The sequence below is a fragment of the uncultured Alcanivorax sp. genome (genome assembly GCF_947258575.1).
GTDB lineage: Bacteria > Pseudomonadota > Gammaproteobacteria > Pseudomonadales > Alcanivoracaceae > Alcanivorax.
In genome coordinates this window covers 242,147-266,816 of sequence record NZ_CAMYIV010000002.1, presented here as the reverse complement: position 1 = coordinate 266,816, position 24,670 = coordinate 242,147, and the positions used below count along the sequence as shown (strand labels likewise).

Annotated in this window: 20 protein-coding genes; 2 read left to right on the top strand and 18 right to left on the bottom strand. The window is 58.9% G+C overall.

Going from position 1 to position 24,670, the window contains the following annotated elements; translation table 11 throughout:
* Positions 1 to 74 precede the first annotated feature (74 nt).
* From tilS to rpsB, 18 genes are all read right to left on the bottom strand, one after another.
* On the bottom strand, positions 75 to 1,361 hold the full coding sequence (gene tilS, locus Q0Y02_RS01350) for a tRNA lysidine(34) synthetase TilS (RefSeq protein WP_297763288.1): 1,287 nt from the start codon (positions 1,359 to 1,361) through the stop codon (positions 75 to 77).
* A gap of 123 nt (positions 1,362 to 1,484) precedes the next feature.
* The gene (locus Q0Y02_RS01345; RefSeq protein WP_297763285.1) at positions 1,485 to 2,456 is read right to left on the bottom strand and encodes an acetyl-CoA carboxylase carboxyltransferase subunit alpha; all 972 of its coding nucleotides are present in this window, start codon (positions 2,454 to 2,456) and stop codon (positions 1,485 to 1,487) included.
* A 238-nt stretch (positions 2,457 to 2,694) separates the two neighbouring features.
* The gene (gene dnaE / locus Q0Y02_RS01340; protein ID WP_297763283.1) at positions 2,695 to 6,210 is read right to left on the bottom strand and encodes a DNA polymerase III subunit alpha; all 3,516 of its coding nucleotides are present in this window, start codon (positions 6,208 to 6,210) and stop codon (positions 2,695 to 2,697) included.
* A 66-nt stretch (positions 6,211 to 6,276) separates the two neighbouring features.
* Entirely contained in the window at positions 6,277 to 6,915 is a 639-nt protein-coding gene (rnhB, locus tag Q0Y02_RS01335; RefSeq protein WP_297763281.1) for a ribonuclease HII, read from the bottom strand.
* Entirely contained in the window at positions 6,915 to 8,069 is a 1,155-nt protein-coding gene (lpxB, locus tag Q0Y02_RS01330; RefSeq protein ID WP_297763278.1) for a lipid-A-disaccharide synthase, read from the bottom strand. The genes rnhB and lpxB overlap by 1 nt, the downstream gene beginning before the upstream one ends.
* A 1-nt stretch (position 8,070) precedes the next feature.
* On the bottom strand, positions 8,071 to 8,838 hold the full coding sequence (gene lpxA, locus Q0Y02_RS01325) for an acyl-ACP--UDP-N-acetylglucosamine O-acyltransferase (protein ID WP_297763275.1): 768 nt from the start codon (positions 8,836 to 8,838) through the stop codon (positions 8,071 to 8,073).
* Between the two features lie 71 nt (positions 8,839 to 8,909).
* The gene (gene fabZ / locus Q0Y02_RS01320) at positions 8,910 to 9,350 is read right to left on the bottom strand and encodes a 3-hydroxyacyl-ACP dehydratase FabZ (protein WP_297763273.1); all 441 of its coding nucleotides are present in this window, start codon (positions 9,348 to 9,350) and stop codon (positions 8,910 to 8,912) included.
* Between the two features lie 36 nt (positions 9,351 to 9,386).
* Positions 9,387 to 10,397: a UDP-3-O-(3-hydroxymyristoyl)glucosamine N-acyltransferase gene (lpxD, locus tag Q0Y02_RS01315; protein ID WP_297763270.1), complete on the bottom strand. Its 1,011-nt coding sequence runs from the start codon at positions 10,395 to 10,397 to the stop codon at positions 9,387 to 9,389.
* Complete coding sequence (locus tag Q0Y02_RS01310; protein ID WP_297763266.1) at positions 10,397 to 10,894, bottom strand: OmpH family outer membrane protein; 498 nt, start codon at positions 10,892 to 10,894, stop codon at positions 10,397 to 10,399. Before Q0Y02_RS01310 ends, lpxD begins: the two co-directional genes overlap by 1 nt.
* A gap of 10 nt (positions 10,895 to 10,904) precedes the next feature.
* Positions 10,905 to 13,268: an outer membrane protein assembly factor BamA gene (gene bamA, locus Q0Y02_RS01305; protein WP_297763263.1), complete on the bottom strand. Its 2,364-nt coding sequence runs from the start codon at positions 13,266 to 13,268 to the stop codon at positions 10,905 to 10,907.
* Positions 13,265 to 14,572 (bottom strand): RIP metalloprotease RseP, encoded by a 1,308-nt coding sequence (gene rseP / locus Q0Y02_RS01300; protein ID WP_297763260.1) that lies wholly within the window; start codon positions 14,570 to 14,572, stop codon positions 13,265 to 13,267. Before rseP ends, bamA begins: the two co-directional genes overlap by 4 nt.
* The gene (gene ispC, locus Q0Y02_RS01295) at positions 14,566 to 15,750 is read right to left on the bottom strand and encodes a 1-deoxy-D-xylulose-5-phosphate reductoisomerase (RefSeq protein ID WP_297763257.1); all 1,185 of its coding nucleotides are present in this window, start codon (positions 15,748 to 15,750) and stop codon (positions 14,566 to 14,568) included. The genes rseP and ispC overlap by 7 nt, the downstream gene beginning before the upstream one ends.
* Positions 15,747 to 16,571 (bottom strand): phosphatidate cytidylyltransferase, encoded by an 825-nt coding sequence (locus tag Q0Y02_RS01290; protein ID WP_297763254.1) that lies wholly within the window; start codon positions 16,569 to 16,571, stop codon positions 15,747 to 15,749. The genes ispC and Q0Y02_RS01290 overlap by 4 nt, the downstream gene beginning before the upstream one ends.
* Before the next feature lie 2 nt (positions 16,572 to 16,573).
* Positions 16,574 to 17,353 carry a polyprenyl diphosphate synthase gene (gene uppS / locus Q0Y02_RS01285; RefSeq protein WP_297763251.1) on the bottom strand — a complete coding sequence of 260 codons (780 nt, stop codon included), beginning with the start codon at positions 17,351 to 17,353 and terminating at the stop codon, positions 16,574 to 16,576.
* A 94-nt stretch (positions 17,354 to 17,447) separates the two neighbouring features.
* Positions 17,448 to 18,005, bottom strand: a complete 558-nt coding sequence (gene frr, locus Q0Y02_RS01280) for a ribosome recycling factor (protein ID WP_290510556.1) — start codon at positions 18,003 to 18,005, stop codon at positions 17,448 to 17,450.
* A 121-nt stretch (positions 18,006 to 18,126) separates the two neighbouring features.
* Positions 18,127 to 18,861, bottom strand: a complete 735-nt coding sequence (gene pyrH, locus Q0Y02_RS01275; protein WP_272962864.1) for a UMP kinase — start codon at positions 18,859 to 18,861, stop codon at positions 18,127 to 18,129.
* Positions 18,862 to 19,125: 264 nt separating this feature from the next.
* Positions 19,126 to 20,004: a translation elongation factor Ts gene (gene tsf / locus Q0Y02_RS01270; protein WP_273010287.1), complete on the bottom strand. Its 879-nt coding sequence runs from the start codon at positions 20,002 to 20,004 to the stop codon at positions 19,126 to 19,128.
* Positions 20,005 to 20,069: 65 nt separating this feature from the next.
* Entirely contained in the window at positions 20,070 to 20,828 is a 759-nt protein-coding gene (rpsB, locus tag Q0Y02_RS01265; RefSeq protein ID WP_062817763.1) for a 30S ribosomal protein S2, read from the bottom strand.
* A 296-nt stretch (positions 20,829 to 21,124) separates the two neighbouring features.
* Between rpsB and map the strand changes: the two genes are divergently transcribed.
* Both map and Q0Y02_RS01255 read left to right on the top strand, forming a co-directional pair.
* Entirely contained in the window at positions 21,125 to 21,919 is a 795-nt protein-coding gene (map, locus tag Q0Y02_RS01260) for a type I methionyl aminopeptidase (RefSeq protein ID WP_297763235.1), read from the top strand.
* A gap of 76 nt (positions 21,920 to 21,995) precedes the next feature.
* On the top strand, positions 21,996 to 24,668 hold the full coding sequence (locus Q0Y02_RS01255) for a [protein-PII] uridylyltransferase (protein WP_297763232.1): 2,673 nt from the start codon (positions 21,996 to 21,998) through the stop codon (positions 24,666 to 24,668).
* Positions 24,669 to 24,670 lie beyond the last annotated feature (2 nt).

Below are 24,670 nucleotides of genomic sequence, written 5' to 3'. Positions count from 1 at the left end.
GTGCACTGAGCCTAAGGCGAACTGCACCGTAAAACAGGCTGAAGGCCTCGCGGAGCAACCATCACTTCACATGGCTAACGAGAGTCCGGCAACAAAAACCATTCTTCACAGCTTGCTGCCTCTTCGCCATCCGCCAACCCTACCAGCGGCACCGATACCAGCGTCTCGCCCCGGTATAACAGTGGCCACTGATGACGCTGCCAGGGAGGCACGCCGGCCGCTCGCCACAGTTCCTTGATGCGCTGGTGCATGCCATTACGCAACAGACGGGCGCCACCAGTGAAGGGGCGCAGGGTGAGGTCACCAGGCGGGCGCATCAGGCTTACCCCGCCCTCCTCGGCCGTGGTCGCCAATCGCCAGAATGGCAGCGGGGGCGGGGGCGAGTCCGCCGACCAGAGCAACTCGCCCTGCCAGGGCGCCAAGGCGTCGCGGGGAAGCAAATACAAGGCCCCCTGAAACAAGCGCACTGCCCAGTGCCCCCATTCCACCCTGGCCTGGCTGTCTTGGGCGGCACCCCGCAGGGCCAGCAACTCGGCCAACACAGCTGCACTGGGCGCGCTGGCACCGCGACGATGAAGCCACCAACGTAACAGGTTTCGCTGCCGGGGCGGGCCTAATGCTGCCAGTGCCGCCAGTGGAAACTGTTCACTAACCCCACCGGCGTCAGCATCCTGTTGCGCCCTTTCGTCCAGCAACTCACGGGCATCGCCCATGTGCTGGGCAGTTCGGGCCAGAATTTCATCGGCCCCGCGCCAGCGCTGACGCAGGGCCGGTAAAATGCTGTGGCGCAGATAGTTACGGCGCAGGGATTGATCCTGATTGCTGGGATCATCCTGCCATTGCAGCCCCTGCTCATGGGCATGGCACTCCAAAACAGATCGGGGTTGGTCCAGCAGGGGACGCCATACGGCTATTCCCTGACGATGATCCAGGGCACGCATGGCGGCAAGCCCTTGCACACCCGCGCCACGCAGCAAGCGCAGCAGCAGGGTCTCGGCCTGATCATCGCGGTGGTGGGCGGTAATCACGGTGGCACCATCCCGGTGGGCGTCAGCAAACAGGGCCTGGTATCGCGCTTGCCGGGCCCCGGCTTCAATGCCCTTGCCGGCCTCCACCCGCACAGCGATTACCTCACAGGGCAACCCCATGGCTGAGACGACCTGCTGGCAATGTGCCGCCCAGTCACCGCTGTCAGGCTGTAATTGATGGTTGATATGAACCACTCGCAGGCGCGAGCCAAAACCGGCTTCCACCAGCAGGTGCAATAATACGGTGGAATCCAGGCCGCCACTGAAGGCAAGCAACAACGGCCCCGGTGGGGCCTGCTGTGCCAGATCAGAAATCAGGGGAAGGTTTGCCATTGGGAATCAGATTATCACGCTTGCCGGAACCGGGTTTTAGCAAAAAGGCGCCGCCGCCTTCGCTATGCAAACCTAGCTTCCCACAGCAGCGTGACGGGCGGCTAGAGGACGGCCGGCAGACGGTTATTCGTCGGCGGTAGCGCTGACGACATTGCCGTAGCTCATCAGCCGGTCGTAGCGGCGCTCCACCAGTGCTTCAACCTCCAGAGTCTTGAGCTCATCGAGTTGCTTGACCAGCGCCTTGCGGATGGCATCCGCCGCCTGGTCATAATCACGATGAGCGCCACCCAGCGGCTCCTTGATGACCTGATCGACGATACCCAACTCGTGGAGTCGGCCCGCGGTGAGGCCCATGGCCGCCGCGGCTTCCGGGGCCTTGTCGGCGCTGCGCCAGAGAATAGAGGCGCAACCTTCCGGGGAAATTACCGAATAGGTAGAGAATTCCAGCATCTGCAGGTGGTCACAGACACCGATGGCCAGCGCCCCGCCAGAGCCGCCCTCACCTACCACCGTGGCGATGATCGGTACTTTCAGCTGGGACATGACGCGCAGGTTGCGGGCAATGGCCTCGGACTGGCCGCGCTCTTCCGCATCAATTCCCGGGAACGCCCCGGGAGTATCGATAAAGGTAAGAATCGGCATTTTGAAACGCTCGGCCATCTCCATCAGACGCAGGGCCTTGCGGTAGCCTTCCGGCTTGGGCATGCCGAAATTGCGACGCACCTTCTCCTTCACTTCGCGCCCTTTCTGGTGACCGATCACCATCACCGGCTGACCGTTCAGGCGGGTAATGCCACCAACGATGGCCGGATCATCGGCAAAGGCACGGTCCCCATGCAGTTCATCGAAATCAGCGAAAATCCGCTTGATGTAATCCAGCATGTAAGGCCGTTTGGGGTGACGGGCCAGTTGCGAGATCTGCCAGGCACTGAGGTTGCTGAAAATGTTCTCGGTAAGCGAAATACTCTTTTCCTGCAGCTTGGCCACTTCCTCGGAAATGTTGACCTCGCTGCCACTACCTACCAATCGTAATTCCTCGATCTTCGCTTCCAGATCTGCGATGGGTTGTTCAAATTCGAGGAAGTTCGGGTTCATATCTCTGAGCCTGTTTATGGTGTTTTGCTGGCAACGCCGGGAAAAATCGCCCTCTCTGGCGCATGGCTGGCAGAATCGTCATCCCTGATCCCGCCGGAATTGGCCTGCACAAGTGTAGCCGTAACCGGATGACAAGGTCGAGACGCGAAGCCCACGGCTAGGTTGCAAACTGTTTCAGGGAATAAATCAGCTTCTAGCTTTTAGCTCGCAACTAGAGGCTAGTAGCTAGAAGCTGCTGTTAATACTCCATCCGCACTGCATCTTCGCCGAACTGCACTCGCAGCTCCTCTACCAGGGACTCGTGGGGGCTGATTTTCCAGGCCTCGCCCATCCAGAAGCTGGCAGCGGCGATGGGATGGTCCAGATCCAGCAGCACCGGGGTGCTCCCTCCCTGGTACGGAGCCAGCGTCTGTTGCAGGCGTCGGGGCAGCCCGTCGGATACCGGCACCGCCACACGCAGTCGCCGGGCGAAGGTTTCCCGGGCCTGGCGCATGTCCATGATTTCATCGGCGATGAGATTGAAACCGCCAGTATAGTCATCGTTACGGACACCGCCCTTGAAGATCAACAGGGCATCCTTTTGCACAAGATCCCCGTATTCAGCAAAGGTCTTGCCGAACACGGAGACTTCAACACGCCCGGTCTTGTCATCCAGGGTGACGAACGCCATACGCTCGCCGCTGCGCTTGCTGCGGGTTATACGCAAAGCCACCACCAGGCCGGCCACCGTTGCGGCCTCGCCTTTACCGGTGGGTAGCAGCGAGTTGAGCCTGGCGGAAACGAACTGGCGCACTTCGCTCTCATACTGATCAATGGGGTGGCCGGTGAGAAACAGCCCCAGGGTGTCACGCTCGCCGTTAAGACGAGTGTCGTCGTTCCATGAGCGGGCCGGTTTCCATTCCACGGCCGTGGCTGGACTTTCGTCCACCGCACCGAACATATCCATGATGCCGGCGGCCTCATTACGGGCATCCTGGTCGGCGGCGGCGATGGCATCGGGCAAGGTCGCCAGGATCGTGGCGCGGTCATGGAAGCTGGATCGCTTGTCGGAGGAAGGGGGGCCCAGCTTGTCCAGCACCCCGGCTCGCACCATGGCTTCCAGGGAGCGACGGTTGATCTTTTTCAGGTCGATACGGCGGCAGAAATCGAACAGGTCCTTGAAGCCACCACCGTCGGCGCGGGCGGACACAATGGCCTCGATAGGCCCCTCGCCCAGTCCCTTGATGGCGCCCAGACCGTAAACGATGTCGCCTTCCGGGTTCACCGTAAAACGGTAACCGCAGGAGTTCACATCCGGCGGCAACACCTGCAAGCCCATGGTCTTGCACTCGTCGATGAAGGTCACCACCTTGTCGGTGTTCTGCATATCGGCCGAGATGGTAGCGGCCATGAATTCCGCCGGATAGTGAGCCTTCAGCCAGGCGGTCTGATAGGCCACCAGTGCATAGGCAGCCGAGTGGGACTTGTTGAAGCCGTAGCCGGCAAATTTTTCCACCAGGTCGAAGATCTTCATGGCCAGGTCCGGGTCAACGCCCTTGCCCTTGGCACCCTCTTCAAAGATGACCCGTTGTTTGGCCATTTCTTCCGGCTTTTTCTTGCCCATGGCCCGACGCAGCATGTCCGCACCACCCAGGGTGTAGCCAGCCAGCTCCTGGGCGATCTGCATCACCTGCTCCTGATACAGGATGACCCCGTAGGACGGCTTGAGAATCGGCTCCAGCCATTCGTGCTGGTACTGCGGATCCGGGTAAGCCAGCGGCTCGCGGCCGTGTTTACGGTTGACGAAGTTGTCCACCATGCCGGATTCCAGTGGCCCCGGCCGGTACAGGGCCACCAGTGCAATGATGTCTTCAAAGACGTCGGGCTTGAGCTTCTTGATCAGCTCCTTCATGCCCTGACTTTCCAGCTGGAATACGGCGGTGGTATCGCCTTTCTTGAGCAGGTCGAAACTGGGCGAATCATCCAGCGGAATATGGTCGATGTCGAGATCATCCAGCCCTTCCCGCTGACGTTTGACGTTGGCAGCCTTCACCGCCCAGTCAATGATGGTCAGGGTCTTGAGGCCGAGAAAGTCGAACTTCACCAGCCCGGCGGATTCCACATCGTCCTTGTCGTACTGGGTTACCAGGTTGGTGCCGTCTTCCTCACAATAGAGCGGCGCGAAGTCGGTCAGCTTGCCCGGTGCAATCACCACGCCCCCGGCGTGCTTGCCCACGTTCCGGGTCAGGCCTTCCAGTTTCAACGCCATTTCCCAGATTTCGTTGGCGGAGTCCTTGTCGGAGTTCTCGTCGCTTTCCAAAAACTCGCGCAGGGTTTCTTCCTGCTCAAACGCCTTTTCCAGGGTCATCCCCGGGGTGGGCGGGATCATCTTGGAGAGCCGGTCTGCCAGGCCATAAGGCTTGCCCTGCACCCGCGCCACGTCGCGCACCACCGCCTTCGCCGCCATGGTGCCGAAGGTGATGATCTGGCTCACCGCATCACGGCCGTACTTGTCGGCCACGTAGTTGATCACCCGGTCGCGCTTCTCCATGCAGAAATCCACATCGAAGTCAGGCATGGATACCCGTTCCGGGTTAAGGAAACGTTCGAACAGCAGGTCGTAGCCAATGGGGTCGAGATCGGTAATCTTGAGGGCATAGGCCACCAGCGAGCCGGCACCGGACCCCCGCCCCGGCCCAACCGGCACCTCGTTGTCCTTACCCCACTGGATGAAGTCGGCAACGATCAGAAAGTAGCCGGGAAAGCCCATCTGGTTGATGATATCCAGCTCGAACTTGAGCCGGTCGTCATAGTCTTTGCGCTTGCTCGGGTACTCCGGGTCATTTCTGTCCAGCAACACCGCAAGGCGGTCTTCCAGGCCATCCCGGGAAAGCTTTTCGAAATATTGCTCAATGGTCATGCCATCCGGGATCGGGAAGTCCGGCAGGAAGTTTTCGCCCAGGCGAATATCCAGGGTGCAGCGACGGGCGATTTCGACGGTGTTTTCCAGCGCTTCCGGCAGATCGGAAAACAGCGCCGCCATCTCATCTTCCGATTTCAGGTACTGCTCTTCGGAATACTTCTTGGGCCGGCGCGGATCCTCCAGGGTGTTGCCATCATGGATGCAGACGCGGGCCTCATGGGCCTCGAAATCCCCCCGGCGAATAAACCGTACGTCATTGGTCGCTACCACTGGCAGAGCCAGTTCTGCCGCCAGAGCCACGGTGGCGTGCAGGCAATCTTCATCCCCCGGCCGGGAGGTGCGCTGGACTTCCAGGTAGACACGATCACCATAAACAGACTGCAGCCAGCGAGCCTGCTGGCGCGCCAGGTCGGTTTTTTCGGCCAGCAACAACTGCCCCACTTCACCCTGGCTGGCGGCGGACAGCACGATTAACCCCTCATGGAGTTCTTCCAGCCATTCTGCCTTGACCAGAGCCCTGCCCCGGTCCTGATTGGTCTGCCAGGCGCGGCTGATCAGCAAGGTCAGGTTCTGGTAGCCCTGTTCGTTCTGTACCAGGAAAGACAGCTTTGCCGGCTCTTCGATATGGGCGCTTTCCACCCACAGATCCGCCCCCATCAACGGCTTGACCCCAGCATTCATGGCTGCGGAGTAGAACTTGATCATGGCGAACAGATTGGAATCATCCGTCACGGCCACCGCCGGGATGGCCTGGCTGGCACAGGTCTTGATCAGTTCCTTGACCCGCACGACCCCGTCCACCAGGGAATAATCGGTGTGCAGGCGCAGGTGGACAAAACGGGGGTCACTCAATGGGGTGTTCCTCAGTGTTGCTGTGTTCGTAACGTATTTCGGCAAGCCGCCCCGGTCAGTGCCAGGTCAAACATGGACGCCGAGAATTCTGGCCACCGGCGCAAAGGAGCGGCGGTGTTGAGCCAGAGCACCATGTTGTTCCAGCGCGGCCAGATGCACCTTGGTTGGGTAACCCTTGTGGCGATCGAAGCCATACTGGGGATGTTGCTGGTGAAGCTGCTGCATTTCCCGGTCGCGAGCCACCTTGGCCAGAATGGAGGCTGCGGAAATGGCTGGCACCCGGCCATCACCTTTCACCACCGCCTCTGCCGGACAGACAAGCTCGGGGACGCGGTTACCGTCCACCAGCACGGCGTGCACGTCAAGAGGCAAGGCAAGTACCGCACGCTGCATGGCCAGCAAGGTGGCATGGAAGATGTTCAGCTCATCAACTTCTTCCGGTTCAGCGCGCCCCAGCGACCAGGCCAGAGCATGAGACTTTATCTCAACTTCCAGCTGCAACCTTTTCTTTTCACTGATTTTCTTGGAGTCAGCCAGACCGGGGATCGGGCGCGCAGGATCCAGCACCACTGCGGCGGTCACCACCGCTCCCACCAAGGGACCGCGACCGACCTCATCCACACCGGCCACTCGCATACCCGGCTGCCAGCGAAACACGGAAGGAATGAAAGGCTCGGCCAGGGCGTATTCGGAAAACGGATCCATCAGCTGCGCTCCAGCAGTTGGCTGACCGCATCCGCCGCTTTTTCACTGGCACCACCACGCAGCTGTTCGTGCACGGCACGGAAGCGGGACTTGAGGGCATCAGCCTGATCCGGGTTATCGAACCAATGGCCCACGGACTGCACAATGGCGTCGGTGGTCAGGCCGTCCTGGATCAGCTCGGGGACCATTTGTTCGCGACAGAGCAGGTTGGGCAGCGACACGAATTCGCTCTTCACCAATCGACTGGCGATGGCATAGGTAATGCTACCCACCCGGTAGCCCACTACCATGGGTTTACCCACCAACAGGCCCTCAAGGGTCGCTGTACCAGAGGCCATCAGAATCACATCTGCCGCCGCCATCACGGTACGGCTTTGCCCGTCTACCAGGGTGACCGGCAAATCCGTCGCTGTATCCAGCAATGCCTGAATCTGTTCACGGCGGGCACTATTGGCTGCGGGAATCACAAAGTGCAGATCCGGCCGCCGAGCATGCAGGGCCAGCATGGCATCCAGAAAGGCGGGCATCAGCTGCCCCACTTCCCCGCCCCGGCTGCCTGGCAAGACTGCCAGAATGTCGGCACTTTCCGGCAGACCAAGCTCGGTACGCGCCGCCGGGGTATCCGTTTCCAGGGGTACACGGTCCGCCAGGGGGTGGCCCACAAACGCCACCGGCACCTGGTGTTGCTCGTAAAAGCGCGCTTCGAACGGCAGCAAGCAGAGCATCAAGTCGATGCTGCGCTTGATGCCCTTGATTCGGCCCTGCCGCCACGCCCACACCGAAGGGCTCACGTAATGGACGGTTTTCAGACCCTGTGCGTGGAGGCGTCGTGCGATGGGGAGAGTGAAATCCGGCGAATCAATGCCGATGACCACATCCGGGCGCTGTTCGAGCAGGAAGCTCACTAGCTGTTTGCGCAGGCGCAACAGTTCCGGCAGATGCGCCAGCACTTCGGTAATTCCCATCACCGAGAGCTTTTCCATGGGAAACAGGCTGGAGAGACCAGCGGCGGCCATTTCCTCGCCACCGACACCGATAAATCGGGCCCCCGGATAACGAGCCTGCAGGCCCTGCATCAATCCTGCACCAAGAATATCGCCGGAGGCTTCTCCGGCGATCAGGGCAACAAGCGGAGCGTCCTTGCTGGCTTCCATCTCAGCGGGTGATACCGCGTTCGGATGCCTTGAGCGAATCAATAAGCAGTTGCAGCTCGTCGGAGGCTTCCATGGCTTCCATCTCTGCCAGAGCCTGCTCCAGGGTCAGCCCCTGGCGATACAACACCTTGTAGGCGGTACGCAGAGACGCGATGGTCTGTTTGGACCAGCCACGGCGTTTCATACCCTCGAAATTCATGCTGCGAGCCTGGGCCGGGTTTCCGGACACCATCACGTAGGCGGGAATATCCTTGAGTACCAGAGAGCAACCGGAGGTCATGGCATAGGAGCCAATCTTGCAGAACTGATGAACCCCTGTCATGCCACCCAGAATCACGCCATTACCCACATGGGCGTGCCCGGCAATAGAGGCATTGTTGGCGAAAATGCAATCATCACCCACCATGCAGTCATGGGCTACATGCACATAGGCCATCAGTAGATTACGGCTGCCGATCCTGGTCAGGGAATTGTCCTGAATGGTACCGCGATGAATGGTCACCGACTCACGGATCACATTGTCATCACCGATTTCCAACCGGGTTGGCTCACCCTTGTACTTCTTGTCCTGGCAGTCTTCACCCACGGACGCAAATTGGAAAATATGGTTGTTCTTGCCAATGGTGGTCGGTCCCTTGATGACCACATGAGAGGCAATGACGGTACCGGAACCGATTTTTACATCGGGGCCGATGACCGTATAGGGGCCGACCTGCACATCCTCTGCAAGCTCCGCGGCCGGATCGATAAGGGCGGTCGGATGTATCATGGAATTTTCGCTTTATTCTGCTGTAAATACAGGGAGTATACGCCAAACCGTTATGGCATATGCCGCCCGACTCAGACCTTCTGTTCAGCCACAAGCATTTCGGCACTGGCGACGATCTTGCCGTCAACCTTGGCCTCACAGGCGAACTTGAGGATGTTGCGTTTGGTCATGATGAACTCGGCACTAAGGTGCAGCGTGTCACCCGGCACCACACGACGCTTGAAGCGCGCGCGGTCAGTGCCAACCAGCAAATAGATAAAACCGTCGCCAGGTTTCTTGTTCTCGGTAACAAAACCGAGGATTCCCGCCGCCTGAGCCATGGCCTCGATGATCAGCACACCCGGCATGATCGGTTCATGGGGAAAATGACCATTAAAGAAGGGCTCGTTAATGCTCACGTTCTTGATCGCTTCAATGCGCTTGCCGGGCTCCACATCAAGAACACGGTCAATCAGCAAAAAAGGGTAACGGTGCGGCAGGTATTCCCTGACCGCCTGAATATCCATCATCATGTGTTCCACACAGGCAAGTGCCGCAATACGCGGTCGTTAATCGCTTGAACGTTCCAGTTTGCGCACACGGCGAGCCAGATCATCAAGATTTCGGAAGCGAGCCACATTTCGACGATAGCGACTCTGGGTATCCACGGGTAACGCTGAGCCATAAGTACCAGGCTCTTTGATGGAACTCGACACCAGTGACATGGCCAGTATCTGCACCTTGTCACAGACTTCGATATGCCCGGCAATCCCGGCAGCCCCGCCGATCAAGCAGTAGGCGCCGATTTTGGCAGAACCGGCAATACCGGCTTTACCCGCGATAGCCGTATGGTTCCCGATCACCACGTTGTGGGCAACCTGGATCTGATTATCCAGAATCACACCATCACCAATCACAGTGTCTTCAATGGCACCCCGATCCACGGTGGTACCGGCGCCGATTTCCACATCTGCGCCGATGATGACACCGCCGACTTGATGCAGCTTGGTCCAGCCGCCGCCATTGAAGGCGAAGCCGAAACCATCGCCGCCAATCACGCAATTGGCATGTATGATAGTGCGCGGGCCCAGTGTCACACCATGATAAATTGTAACATTTGGCCAGATCTTGCACTGATCCCCGATCACCGAACCGGCGCCCACCACGGAATTGGCCATGATCACGGCCCCCTCGCCTACCGTTACACCGGCATCGACCACCGCATTGGGGCCGATGGAGGCGGAATCGGCAATCCGGGCCTGCGGATCCACCACGGCAGAGGGATGAATGCCCGGGGTTGCTACCGGCGCGGTTTCGAAAAAGGCACTGGCCCTGGCAAAACTCAGATACGGATCTTTCACGATCAACGCAGCCACCGGGCAGAACTCCCGCTGGGACTCGGGGATCAGCACCGCAGCAGCCCGCGTCTGCTCCAGGAAGCTGCGATATCGGGGATTCGCCAGAAAGGTCAGCTGGCTGTCCGTGGCAGATTGTATTGTACCCAGACCGTCCACCGGCTGGTCGGGATCTCCGACCAGCTCGGCGTCCAGCTGCCGGGCCAGTTCACCGAGAGTCAGCATTACTTCATCTTGTTCAGTTGTTTGGTTACCGCTTCAGTGATATCCAGATCCGGCTTGGTGTAAATCACTGCCTGGGCGCTGACAACCAGATCCAGGTTTTCTTTCTTGGCCACTTCGGCAACGGCACTTTGCAGCTTCGGCTCCATTTCCTGCAGCAGTTCACGCTGGGCATCGTTGGCACGCTTTTGCAGTTTGCGCTGCAGGCTCTGGATCTCGATCATTTTCTGCTGACCTTCGGTCTGCATCTGCTCTTGCTGCTCGGAAGACATGGTCATGCCTTCTTTCTGCATTTTTTCCTGCATCTTTCCCACTTCCTGACGCAGGCTGTTGAGACGCTGCTCATCGGCACCCAGCTCTTTTTCCAGTGCACTCATGCGGGATTTCACGTTGTCAGCAGCCTGCAGCGCACCGATGGGGTCAATCACGCCCACACGACTTTCAGCCATGGCGAGTGCCGGCAACATTACAGCAAAAACAGCAATCCATTTTTTCATCATTATTAAACTCCTAAAAAGTCTGTCCCAGAGAAAATTGGAAAACTTCCGTATCATCGCCGGACTGGTCATTCAGTGCCTTGGCGAGGTTGAAACTGAGCGGGCCAATCGCTGTCAGCCAGGTCAGGCCTACCCCCACGGAAGTACGCAGGTCTGTAGCTTCGAAGTCGGCCACAATGTCACTGCGTTCGGTTTCAAACACGTTGCCCGCATCGGCGAACAGGAAGGTTCGCACGCTTCGGGATTCCGGCGCAAACGGCGTCGGGAAGATCAGCTCCAGGCTGGCCTCGGTGAGCAAGTTGCCACCGATGGGATCCGGGTCCGGGTCACGGGTGCCGTTGAGGAAAAACGCCAGCCCTTCAGAGCGCGGGCCCAGGGAACGCGATTCATAGCCCCGCACCGAACCGATGCCACCGGAGTAATAGTTCTCGAAGAACGGCAATACGGCATCGTCACCGTAACCATCCCCGTAAGCCACATCTGCCCGGGTACGCAATGTCCATCGCTGAGTGATCGGGAAATATTTCTGGCCGTTCCAATTCAGTTTATAGAAGCCATAGTCCGAGCCGGGGACGGCAACTTCCAAGCCAAGGCTGCTGGACCAACCGCGATCCGGCAACACACCTCTGTTCAGCGTGCTGGTCTGCAAGGAGGCATTGAGCTTGTACTCGTTAAACTCGGTACCTTCCTTCTCCAGGAAGTTGAAAATATCCACGGCAACGAAATCACCGGTGGTGATATCGGTTTGCTCATAGGTGCCACCGAAACTCAGCCGTGAATATTCAGAAATCGGATAACCGAAGGTCACCGAGCCACCCAGACGATCGGCCGCGTAGGAGGCTACCGAGGTTTCATCAAAATCAATTTTGGAATAGAACAGGCTGAAACCACGGCTCACACCGTCCAGGGTGTAGTACGGGTTGTAATGGGAAAAGCTGTAGGAATCGCGGATATCCGAACGGCTCAGTGCAAAAGACACCCGGTTACCGGAGCCACGCCAGTTGTTCTGGGTGACATTGGCACCAAAGATAAACCCGGAGGCATCGGAGAAACCCACATTGGCGCCGATGGAGCCAGAAGGCTGCTCTTCCACCTTGTATTCCACATCTACCAGGTCTTCGGAGTTCGGCACACGGGGAGTGTCAGCTTCCACCACACTGAAGTAGCCCAGACGCTGCAAGCGCTGCCGAGACAGGTCCACCAGGGAGGTATTCGCTGGCGCCTGTTCAAACTGGCGAAGCTCACGACGCAGCACTTCATCATCGGTTTTAGCGTTACCGCTGAAGTTGATACGGCGCACGTATACCTTGCGCCCAGGCTCCACATAGAACGTCACGTCGACGGTGTTGTCTTCATCGTTGGCGTTGTGGTCACGGCCGTTGACCTCGGCAAAGGTATAACCCTCATTGCCAAGACGGCGCTTGAGCAGATCATTGGTGTAGGTCACCAACTGCTGGCTGAACACCTGCCCTTTTTTGACGATCAAGAGGGGCTCGAGCTGCTCCTCGCCCACCACCAAATCACCTGCCAGGCTCACTTCATTGACGGTGTACTGCTCACCTTCCGCCACATTGACCGTGATAAACACGCTGCGACGGTCCGGAGTCACGGACACCTGGGTGGATTCGATAGAAAAATTGATGTAGCCACGATCAAGGTAATAGGAGCGCAACCGCTCCAGGTCACCGCTCAGTTTCTGCCGGGAGTATTTGTCATCACCCTTGATGAACGACCAGAAGCCGGTGGAATTCAGTTCGAAATCTTTCAGCAGTTCCTCGTCATCGAACAGATCGTTGCCGACGATATTGATATCGCGAATACGAGCGGCCTTGCCTTCGTAAATCTCGATCTTGAGTCCGACCCGATTACGAGGCAGCGGCACCGATTCGGTCTTGATATCGGCACCATAACGACCCTGGCTGACGTATTGGCGCTCCAGCTCACCGGCGATCGCCTGCAATGTGGAGCGCTGGAACACCTCGCCTTCGGCAAGACCGGCTTCGGTTAGCCCCTTGCGCAGGTTTTCCTCGTCGATGGACTTGTTGCCTGATAGTTCGATGCGGGCAATGCTGGGACGCTCCGCGACCACCACTACCAGATCATCGCCATCGCGACCCAGCTGAACATCCTCGAAGTTGCCAGTGGCAAACAGACGCTGAACCGCATCAACAATCTGATCGCGGTCCACCGTGTCACCTGCCTGAATCGGCAATTCCGCATAGACCCGCTCCACAGGCAGGCGCTGAAGCCCTTCCACACGTACATCGTGCACCTTGAATGGCACCAAGGATTCCGCGTTCACCCAAGGTGCCAGACACAGGCAGGCTACCGCCAACAGGCCCTTCAGGGGGCGGTTTAGTTTGTCCCCAAATATCATGAAAACTGCTTCACCAAGTCGTTGTAAATGGCCAGTAGCATAAAGCTGATCACTAGCGTCAGCCCTACTCCTTGCGCGGCCATAAGAAACCGCTCCGGTAAACTGCGACCGCGAATCATTTCAATGATTCCAAAGAAAATCCAGCCGCCGTCCAGCATGGGTACCGGGAGCAGATTGATAATACCGAGTGTGATGCTCAGATAGGCCAGCAGCGCCAGAAAACTGGCAATGCCATAGGAAGCACTCTCCCCAGCCACCTGCGCAATGGTAATGGGGCCGCCCAGATTATCCAGGGACAACTTGCCAGTCACCAGTTTTACCAGGCTTGCCCAGACCACTTCGCTCTGTTCCACAAAACGTTCGGAGGCCGCCACAATGGCACCGCCCGGGCCGAATTGCTGCTGGTAAATTCCGCCCATGGCTACGCCGATACGGCCGAAACTCTGCTCTCCTTCTGTGACTGTTTCCGGGGTGACAGCAAAACGCCGTATTGCCCCGTCTCGCAGCACAGTGAGCTCCAGAGTCTGCCCTGCAGACGCCATGATGGTTTCCTGCCAGGCCTGCCAGCCGCTGAGCGGCTCGCCGTCCAGTGCTATCACCTGATCACCGACCAGCAAGCCGGCCTGATCTGCAGCACTACCCCCGACAACCTCGCCAATCAACACCGCCTGACTGATGCCAAGTGCATCCAGTGGCAGCTTCTCCAGGTCCGCAGACCAGGGCGACGTATCCAGCTCGCGCACCGCCGTATCACCGGATGCGGTGGCTACTGTCACCGGCAGTTTTTCCTTTTCTCCCAGATGCAGAATCAATTCGTTGTAGAAAGGACGCCAGCCCTCAACAGCGGTACCACCCGCCTCCAAAATGCGATCTCCAGGGGCAAAGCCGGCCTGTTCCGCCACCGTCCCTGGTGCCACCGGCCCCACCACCGCCTGCATGCGACTCTGGCCGAAGCCGACCATCAACAGCCAATAAATGAGCAGGGCTAGAATAAAATTGAATACCGGGCCAGCGGCATAGGTAATCACCCGTTGCCAGGCCGGTTTGCTGGAAAACTCGCCCGGGTCACCTTCGGCAGTTTCATCTTCACGGGCATCCAGTGGCTTCACGTAGCCACCCAGAGGGATCCCGCTGACGACCCATTCAGTCCCTTTTTTGTCAGTAAACCGGAACAGCTTGGGGCCAAAGCCCACAGAAAAAGTCAGCACACGAACGCCAAACGCACGCATGGCCAAAAAGTGACCCCACTCATGGAAGGCCACAATAATGACGATGGTGACTACAAAAGCCAGAAGCGTCAGCATTCGCGTTCCTTGATCAGTCGGCAGGCCATTTCACGAGCCTGGCGGTCGATTTCCATCACAGCATCCACATCCGTACAGGCGGGTGAAGCCTGCTTTTCCAGTGTCAGTTCCACGACCGCCGGGATGCCCATAAAGTCCAGCCTGCCAGCCAGGAAAGCGGCAACAGCTTCTTCGTTGGCCGCATTCAATACTGCCGTGGCTGTGCCTCCGGCGCGCATGGCATTCCTCGCCAATCCCAGGCAGGGAAAACGCTGCAGATCCGGCGCCTCGAAATTCAGTCCGATGAGGGCAGAAAAATCCAGGCGCTGGGCGCCGGATTCCACCCGCTCTGGCCACGACAAACCGCAGGCAATGGGTGTTCTCATATCCGGTGTACCCAGTTGAGCCAGCACCGAGCCGTCCCGGTAGGCCACCATGGAATGCACCACGCTCTGCGGATGCACCACCACATCGATCATGTCCGGGGACACGTCGAACAACCAGCAGGCTTCAATGAATTCCAGGCCCTTGTTCATCAGGGTGGCGGAATCCACCGAAATCTTTGGGCCCATGTCCCAGTTTGGATGCTTCACTGCCTGCGCCGGCGTCACCGCCGCAAGCTCGGCGGCACTGAATTCACGGAACGGACCGCCGGAGGCCGTCAGCAACAGACGCTCCACACCGGCATTAACGCCCTCATCCGGCAAACACTGGAAGATGGCGTTGTGTTCGGAATCCAGTGGCAGCAGCGTGGCTCCGTGACGCTTTACCGCATCCATAAACAATGAGCCGGTGACCACCAAGGCTTCCTTGTTGGCCAACAACACTCGCTTGCCGGCCTCCACCGCCGCCAGGGTGGGCCTGACCCCAGCCGCCCCGACGATGGCGGCAACCACCGTATCCGCATCGGGATGGGCCGCCAGATCCGCCAGAGCCGTGGGCCCGGACAATACTTCAACTTGAGACCCGGCCTCGGCCAGATGGTTCCTGAGCGCCGCCGCCGCTGCCGGGTCAGACATGGCGGCAAAACGCGGCTGGACTGTCTGGCACAGCTCGGCCATCAGCTGCCAGCGGGAACTGGCCGTGAGGGCAAACACCTCATAGCGTTCCGGATGTCGGCCCACCACATCCAGGGTCTGCTGGCCGATACTGCCAGTGGCACCAAGAATAGTCAGACGCTGTCTGGCAGAGGGTGTCACAGACTGCCTCCCGGCAGGGAAAACCAGTTGAAACCGGCCAGAGCAATGGGCAGGGCCGCAGTCACACTGTCGATGCGGTCCAGCATGCCGCCATGGCCGGGCAGGATGGTGCCACTGTCCTTGAAGCCGCGCTCACGCTTCACCATGCTCTCGAACAGATCACCCAAAGCGGATGCCAGCACCGTCAGCAGGGCCACAATCATCAGTGGCAGCAACTTGGCATCGAGAAGACCGGCCGCATAGACACCCGCCACCACTGCCAACGCCAACGCCACACCACCGGCAAGTCCTTCAATGGTCTTGCCGGGGCTGACCAGTGGCGCCAGCTTGTGTTTACCGAAGGCTCGGCCGGCAAAATAGGCGCCGGTATCCGCGGCCCACACCCAGAGCAGGATGAACATCAGTGCCCACGGGCCCGCCAGACCCAGCGCACCCTCGTCCTGGAGTTGTACGATTGCTGCCCAGGAAGGCACCAGCAACAGCAACCCGACCAGAGCCATAAGGGCCGGGCGGTACCAGACACGGGCATTGCCCGGGTAACCGATAACCAGAATCAGGGCCAGCAACCACCAGACAGGAATAGCATTGAGTAACCAGGCAGGGCGATAGATCTCTGCCAAGGCCATCACCACACCAAGACCGATGACCCAACCGCTACGAACCGCGGCTGACACCTTTCCCATCATGGCCGCCCATTCCCAGCCGGCCATCAGGAAGAACACACCGGCCACCAGAGCAAACGGCAATCGGCCAAGCCCGAAGACGGCGCCCAACACAATGGGCAGCAGGATCAGCGCTGTAATCACGCGCAGTTTCAACATTCTTATTCTCCTTTCAATCCGGCCACTTCTTCACCAGAGCGTCCAAAACGACGCTGGCGGCCGGCATAATCCTGCAAGGCGGCAGCAAAGGCGTCCGCATCGAAATCAGGCCATAACAACGGGGAAAAAAACAGTTCGCTGTAGGCCAGTTGCCACAGCAGAAAGTTGCTGATGCGCTGGTCGCCACCAGTGCGGATCAGCAGGTCGGGCAGAGGTAGATCGGCCATGGCCACATGCTGCCCAAGGGCTTCGGCCGTGATTTGGTCGGACGTGATGCTGCCCTGCTCCACCTGAATCGCCAGCTGACGGGCCGCCTGGGCAATATCCCACTGACCACCGTAATTCACCGCGATGACCACCGTCATGCGAGGATTATCACCGGTCAGCGCCTCGGCTTCTGCCATGCCCTTCTGCAGGTCCTCGGCAAAAGCACTGCGATCACCGATAAAGCGGATACGCACACCGTGGCCATGCAGCTCTTCCACTCGACCGCCCAGGGCCTTGAGGAACAACGCCATCAGGTGGTCCACTTCCCCTTGGGGGCGACGCCAATTCTCCGAGCTGAAGGCAAACAGGGTCAGCGCTTCGATACCCCGCTCAGCCGCACTGCGGATAATAGTCTGCACCGTGGCTTCACCGGCACGATGCCCTTCTTCCCCGGGCAGCCCCTGCTTGCGGGCCCAGCGATTGTTGCCGTCCATGATAATGGCCACATGCCGGGGGAGTTCGCCTTGGTGGGAATCGATATCCGGGGCACTGGAGTGGATGTTTTCGCTGGCCATACTGCATCCGCCAAATAACAAAAAGCGGGCTGACGCACACCTGAATCCTTGGCTTCAGGTCACAGCCCGCATCCGTGAACGATGACCGGTTGTATTAAACGGTCATCAATTCCTCTTCTTTCTCTTTCAGCACGCGATCCACTTCCACCACCATCTTGTCGGTGAGCTGCTGGATCAGCTCTTCGCCGCGACGCTCTTCATCTTCGGAAATTTCCTTTTCCTTGAGCAGCTCTTTCAGGTCGCTGTTGGCGTCACGGCGGACGCTGCGTACGGATACCCGTGCCTGCTCGGCTTCAGCCCGGACCACCTTGACCAGGTCCCGACGGGTTTCCTCGGTCAGCGGCGGCAACGGTAGCCGGATCAGGCTACCGGAGGTGGACGGGTTCAGACCCAGGTCAGAGGTCATGATGGCCCGCTCAATCTGCGGGATCAGGCTCTTGTCGAAGGGAGAGATGGTCAGGGTGCGCCCCTCTTCCACGGAGATATTGCCTAACTGCTGCAGCGGCGTCTCCGCGCCATAGTAATCCACCGTGATATTGTCCAGCAGACTGGGGTGGGCACGACCGGTACGCACACGTTTCAGCGCGGTATCCAGCGCAGCCAGGCTCTTCTTCATGCGGGATTCTGCATCTTTGCGAATATCGTCAATCACCGTTATTCCTCGCCTTTCTTTTCAGCAGAGCCTGGAAAGCCTCGAGACGCCAACCAGACCCTTGTTATGCAACGTCCGCAGGGCGGACAACAAAAAAACTTCCAACAGCTTCAGCCGGGGATTAACCGGCCTCTACCAGGGTCCCTTCGCTGCCACCCAGCATCAGGTTCAGCAGCGCACCCTTCTTGTTCATATCAAACACACGCAGAGGCATGGAGTGATCGCGGCACAGACAGATAGCCGTCAGATCCATGACTCCAAGCTTTTTATCCAGCACCTCGTCATAGGTCAAGGTGTCATACTTGATTGCCGCCGGATTTTTCTGCGGATCATCACTATAGACGCCATCCACCTTGGTGGCCTTGAGAACCACATCGGCACTGATCTCGATACCGCGCAGACAGGCCGCAGAATCGGTGGTAAAGAAGGGGTTGCCGGTGCCGGCACAGAAGATCACTACTTCTCCATTCTTGAGATGGCGATTGGCATTACGATGATCATAATGCTCCACCACCCCGCTCATGGGGATCGCCGACATCAGACGAGTGCGGATATTGGACCGCTCCAGTGCATCACGCAGCGCCAGGCCGTTCATCACCGTCGCCAGCATGCCCATATGGTCACCTGCCACCCGGTCCAGACCAGCGCTTTGCAACGCCGCGCCGCGGAACAGATTACCACCACCCACTACCAGGCCCACCTGGACCCCGATACCGACGAGCTGACCGATTTCCAGGGAAATCGCATCCAGTACTTTGGGATCAATCCCGAAGCCCTCGTCACCCGCCAGCGCTTCACCGCTCAGCTTGAGCAGAATCCGGTTATAGCGCGGCGAGCGCTCCTTGTTCGTCGGCATGTCTTGTTCTCCACCACTCATAAGAAAGCGCCACCCATGAATACCCGCTTTTACACTGTTACCGGCCTGGCAGCTGCTGCCAGTCCGGCCTTTACGCTGCGCTCATCCCGCGTCGGTATATGGTCTGCTAGCACAGTACCGCCCCGCACGATGGTTGCAAGCGCTTTTCCCTGAATCGCCCGTAACAGCCTGTCAACAGGCGAAAAAAACGCCCTGCTGATCTCGCCAGCAAGGCGTTCTTTGGTCATCGATCAGTGCTCAACCTCAGCCTTTGGCCGCAGCCTGTACCTCGGCAGCAAAATCGACTTCTTCTTTCTCAATACCTTCGCCCACAACCAGACGCTCGAAAGCGACGATCTCGGCGCCAGCACCCTTCACCAAGGCACCTACAGAGGTATTGGGGTCCTTCACGAACGGCTGATCCAGCAAGCTAACCTCTTTCAGGTACTTGTTGATCCGGCCGCCGAGCATCTTCTCGACGATCTCAGCCGGCTTGCCTTCCATATCAGGCTGGGCACGGATGATCTCTTTCTCTTTTTCCAGCACTTCAGCCGGAACCTGATCACCGCTGATCACCATCGGGTTAACCGCAGCCACATGCATGGCCACATCTTTACCCAGCTCGGCATCGCCGCCCTTCAGGGCCACCAGTACACCGATACGACCGCCATGGACGTAAGCGCCGATGGCGCCTTCTGCTTCCAGCTTGGCCGCACGACGGATCTGGATGTTCTCACCGATCTTCTGAACCAGCGCCTGACGCGCCTCTTCAACGGTGGAGCCATCTTCCAGCTTCAGCTCGCCAATTTTGGCGGCGTCAGTTTCGCCAGCAGCCAGAGCTGCGCCAGCGACTTTGTCACAGAAACCCAGGAAGTTGTCATCACGAGCAACGAAATCGGTTTCAGAGTTGATTTCCACCATGACAGCCACGGTGTTGGCATCGTTGGTCGCAACCACGACACCGCCTTCCGCGGCGGTACGACCGGCTTTCTTGGCCGCTTTGGCCTGACCGGACTTACGCATATCATCAATGGCTTTTTCGATATCGCCATCCGCTTCCACCAGCGCCTTCTTGCACTCCATCATGCCAAGACCGGTACGCTCGCGAAGCTCCTTAACCATTGCAGCAGTTACAGCAGCCATGATTATCCTCTCAATTTGGTAAGTTTCGGTAATACAGGCAGGCCGCGGGGGCCTGCCTCGACGGATCAACCTTCGGCTTTCTCGCCTTCGGCCTCGTCGGCTACCTCGACGAATTCGCTTTCACCACCGGTCTGGTTCTGGGCGTACTGCTTGCCTTCCAGAATGGTGTCGGCCGCCGCTTTCACGTACAGCTGAATAGCACGGATGGCGTCGTCGTTACCCGGGATCACGTAATCTACGCCATCCGGGTTGGAGTTGGTGTCCACTACCGCTACAACCGGAATACCCAGCTTGCGGGCTTCCTGCAGGGCAATGTCTTCGTGATCCACGTCGATCACGAACAGGGCATCGGGCAGGCCGCCCATGTCCTTGATACCACCGATGGAACGCTCAAGCTTGTCCATCTCACGCTTGCGCATCAGGGCTTCTTTCTTGGTCAGCTTGTCAAAGGTACCGTCCTGGAACTGGGCTTCCAGCTCGCGATACCGCTTGATGGACTGACGGATCGTTTTCCAGTTGGTGAGCATGCCGCCCAACCAACGGTGATCAACGTAGGGCATACCGCAACGCTGAGCTTCTTCGCTCACCGCTTTCTGCGCTGCACGCTTGGTGCCAACAAACAGGATCTTGTTGTTGCTGGCAGCCAGCTTGTTCAGGAACGCCATGGCGTCGTTGAACAGAGGCAGGGTCTTTTCCAGGTTGATGATGTGAATCTTGTTACGGGCGCCAAAGATGTAAGCGTTCATCTTCGGGTTCCAGTAACGGGTCTGGTGGCCGAAGTGCACACCGGCCTTCAGCATATCGCGCATAGTTACGCTGGACATTGTTAATACTCCACTTTGGGTTAGGCCTCCACGCCCCCGCATAAACCCAACCAGCAACCTTAAACAGGAAAGCCGGCACCCGGGGCTATGTGACGGGGCATGTGTGATTTCCTTCCCCACCCAACGACGGTTACAATGCGGCACTTGTTGCCACAGGGCCGACAGTGAGCGGGAAAGCGCGCGCTTTATACCACAGACGCCTTTCGCGGGCAACGCCAAAGGCGCATTGCCGGCACAGAGAGCACCGCCCCTAGCCCGCTCAACCCACTGAAATAGCTGGAGTTTCCTCAAGTCTCATGAATGTTGTCATCAAAACCCCCGAACAGATCGCCAAAATGCGCGAAGCGGGCAAACTGGCCGCCGAAGTCCTGGAGATGATCGGCGAGCACGTCAAGGCGGGGGTCACCACCGAGGAACTGGACCGCATCTGCCACGATCATATCGTCAACAAGCAGCAGGCCATCCCCGCCTGCCTGGGTTATGGCGGCGCGCCGGGTCGCATTCCGTTCCCGAAATCCGTCTGTACCTCAGTGAACCACGTGGTCTGCCATGGCATTCCCAATGACCGCAAAGCCCTCAAGAACGGCGACATCGTCAATATCGACGTCACCGTGATCAAGGATGGCTGGCACGGCGATACCTCCAAGATGTTTTATGTGGGAGAGCCCTCGGTACTGGCCCGCCGGCTGGTAGAAACCACCCGCGAATGCATGATGGCCGGCATCAGAATGGTCAAACCCGGTGTCCGTCTGGGTGACATCGGCAACCGCATCCAGAAAATGGCCGAGGGTGAACGCTTCTCGGTGGTACGCGAATATTGCGGCCATGGCATCGGCGAGGGCTTCCATGAAGAGCCCCAGGTGGTGCATTACGGCAAGCCTGGCACGGGTCTTGAATTACAGGAAGGCATGGTGTTCACCATTGAACCCATGATCAATGCCGGCAAGGCCGCGAACAAGCTGCTGCCGGACAACTGGACCGTGGTCACCAAGGATCGCAAATTGTCTGCTCAGTGGGAGCACACCATCGCGGTAACCGCCGATGGTTACGAAGTTCTCACCGCCCGCAGCGAAGAGACCGATTTGTACTGACACGGGCCGCCAACCGGTTTCCTGCCAGTCACCGTAATGGTGACTGGCATGCCCGCAACACCACCACAGGACATTCATGACCTTCTCCCCCGCCCTGCCCCAGGAACAACTGTTTGAGGCCCTCCAGGAAAGCGCCCAACCGGGCCAGTATGCCCGCCAGTATCTGGAGCAGGGTCAGGAGCGCCTCAACCAGGCCTTTGCCTCCACCGACATTACCGAACTGGTCCGCGCGCGGGCCGATCTGGTGGACCAGGTAATGATTGCAGCCTGGTCCCTGTTCGGCCTCACCGACCGGGATGGCGTGGCACTGGTGGCCGTGGGCGGCTATGGCCGGGCCGAGCTTCACCCCTGTTCTGATGTGGATGTGCTGGTGTTGATGGCCGACAGTCCGGATCAGACCCTGCGCGACAGCCTGGAGCGTTTCGTCGCCTTCCTCTGGGATATGGGCCTGGAAATCGGCCATGCGGTGCGCACTCTGGATGAATGCGTGGATCTGGCCCGGGAAGACATCACCGTTGCCACCAATATCATGGAAGCGCGCACCCTGGGTGGCAGCGACACCCTTCGGCTACAACTGGAAGCGCGCACCGGCCCCGAGCACATGTGGGACTCCGCCGCCTTCTTCGCCGCCAAGTGGCAGGAACAGGTAGCCCGCCACAAGCGCTTCAATGACACCGAATACAATCTGGAACCGGATCTGAAGAATGCCCCCGGTGGCCTGCGCGATGTGCAGATGATCGCCTGGGTGGCCAAACGCCACTTCAATGCCGACAGCCTGGAAGCCCTGGTGGATGTGGGCTTTCTCACCGCTGAAGAATACGGCGTGCTGCGCAAGTGCCTGGATTATCTCTGGGAGGTGCGCTGGCAATTGCATGTGCATACCGAGCGCAACGAAAACCGGCTGCTATTCGATCATCAGCGCCAGCTCGCCACCCGCCTGGGCCACGAGGATTCCAGTGCCAATCTGGCGGTAGAACATTTCATGAAAGGGTTCTACCGAGTGGCGCTGGCCCTGTCGGTACTCAACGAGATGCTGCTGCAGCTGTTCGATGAGGTGATCCTGCACAACGAGAAGCCGGATCAGGTGCGCCCACTCAACCGCCGCTTCCAGGTCCGCAATGACTACCTGGAAGTGACCAGCCCGCAAGTCTTCGAGAAACACCCCAGCGCCCTGCTGGAAGCCTTTGTGCTGATGGCCCAGAACCCGGAGCTTAAAGGGATTCGTGCCTCTACGGTTCGCGCGCTGATCTACAATCGTCGACAGATCAACGAGGCCTTCCGCAACGACCCGGAAAACACCGGCCTGTTCATGCAGTTGCTGCGCAGCCCCCACGCCCTGTTCTCGCAGCTGCGGCGCATGAAGCGCTACGGTATTCTCGGCAAATACCTGCCAGAGTTCGGCGGCATCATCGGCATGATGCAGTACGACCTGTTCCACATCTACACCGTGGATGCGCATACCCTGCTGGTGATCAAGAACATGCGCCGGCTGCGCTATGAAGACCTGCGCGAGGAATTCCCCCTGGCCAGCGAGGTGTTCTATCGCCTGCCCAAGCCGGAACTGCTCTATGCCGCCGGTCTTTACCACGACATCGCCAAAGGCCGTGGCGGCGACCATTCCGAACTGGGCGCGGAAGACGCCATTGCCTTCTGCCAGCGTCACGGGCTTACCGCCTGGGACGGCAAACTGGTGGCCTGGCTGGTGAGAAGCCACCTGATGATGAGCGTGACGGCCCAGCGCAAGGACATCTCCGACCCGGATGTAGTCTACGAATTTGCCCGCAAGGTGGGCGATCTGGTGCACCTGGATTATCTCTACGTGCTCACCGTGGCCGACATCAACGCCACCAACCCCACCCTGTGGAATTCCTGGCGCGCCTCCCTGCTGCGTCAGCTCTACACGGAGACCAAGCGTGCCCTGCGCCGGGGCCTCAACAACCCGGTGGAAAAACAGGACTGGATCGACGAAACCCGCGATGCGGCAATGAAGATGCTCACCGAGCGGGACCACGACCCCAGGGCAATCGAAAACCTGTGGGCCAATATCGGCGACGAATACTTCCTGCGCGAAACACCCCGGGATATCTCCTGGCATACCGAAGCCCTGCTGGACCGGGATGACCCGGAAGACCCACTGGTGCTGATCCGCGAATCCAGCCAAAGCGTGCTGGCCGGCGGCTCGCAGATCTTTATCTACACCCCGGACACCCGCAATCTGTTCAGCGCCACGGTGAACGCCCTGGACACCCTGGGCCTGACCATCATGGACGCGCGCATCATTACCAGTGCCGACGGCTTCAGCCTGGATACCTACATCGTACTGGACGAGAACGGCACTCCGATTGGCGAGGACTGGCCGCGTATCGAGCAGATTCGCAAGACGCTCACCGAGACCCTGAAGCATCCAGAACGCTTCTCCTCCACGGTGAGCAGACGTATGCCTCGTCGACACAAACATTTCGATGTCCCCACCCAGGTATTGATCAGCAACGATATCGTCAACGACCGCACCGCCGTGGATATCCAGACCCTGGACCGCCCCGGCCTGCTCGCCCATATCGGCCGCATTTTCATGCGCTTTGAACTACTGGTGCAGAATGCCCGCATTGCCACCCTCGGCGAGCGCGTGGAAGACGTCTTTTTCATTACCGATCTCGATGGTGACCCGGTTTCCGACCCGGCCCTGTGTCAGGAGCTGCAGGAAACCCTCATCAAAGAACTCGACGACAAGAACAACGGAAACTCCTGACC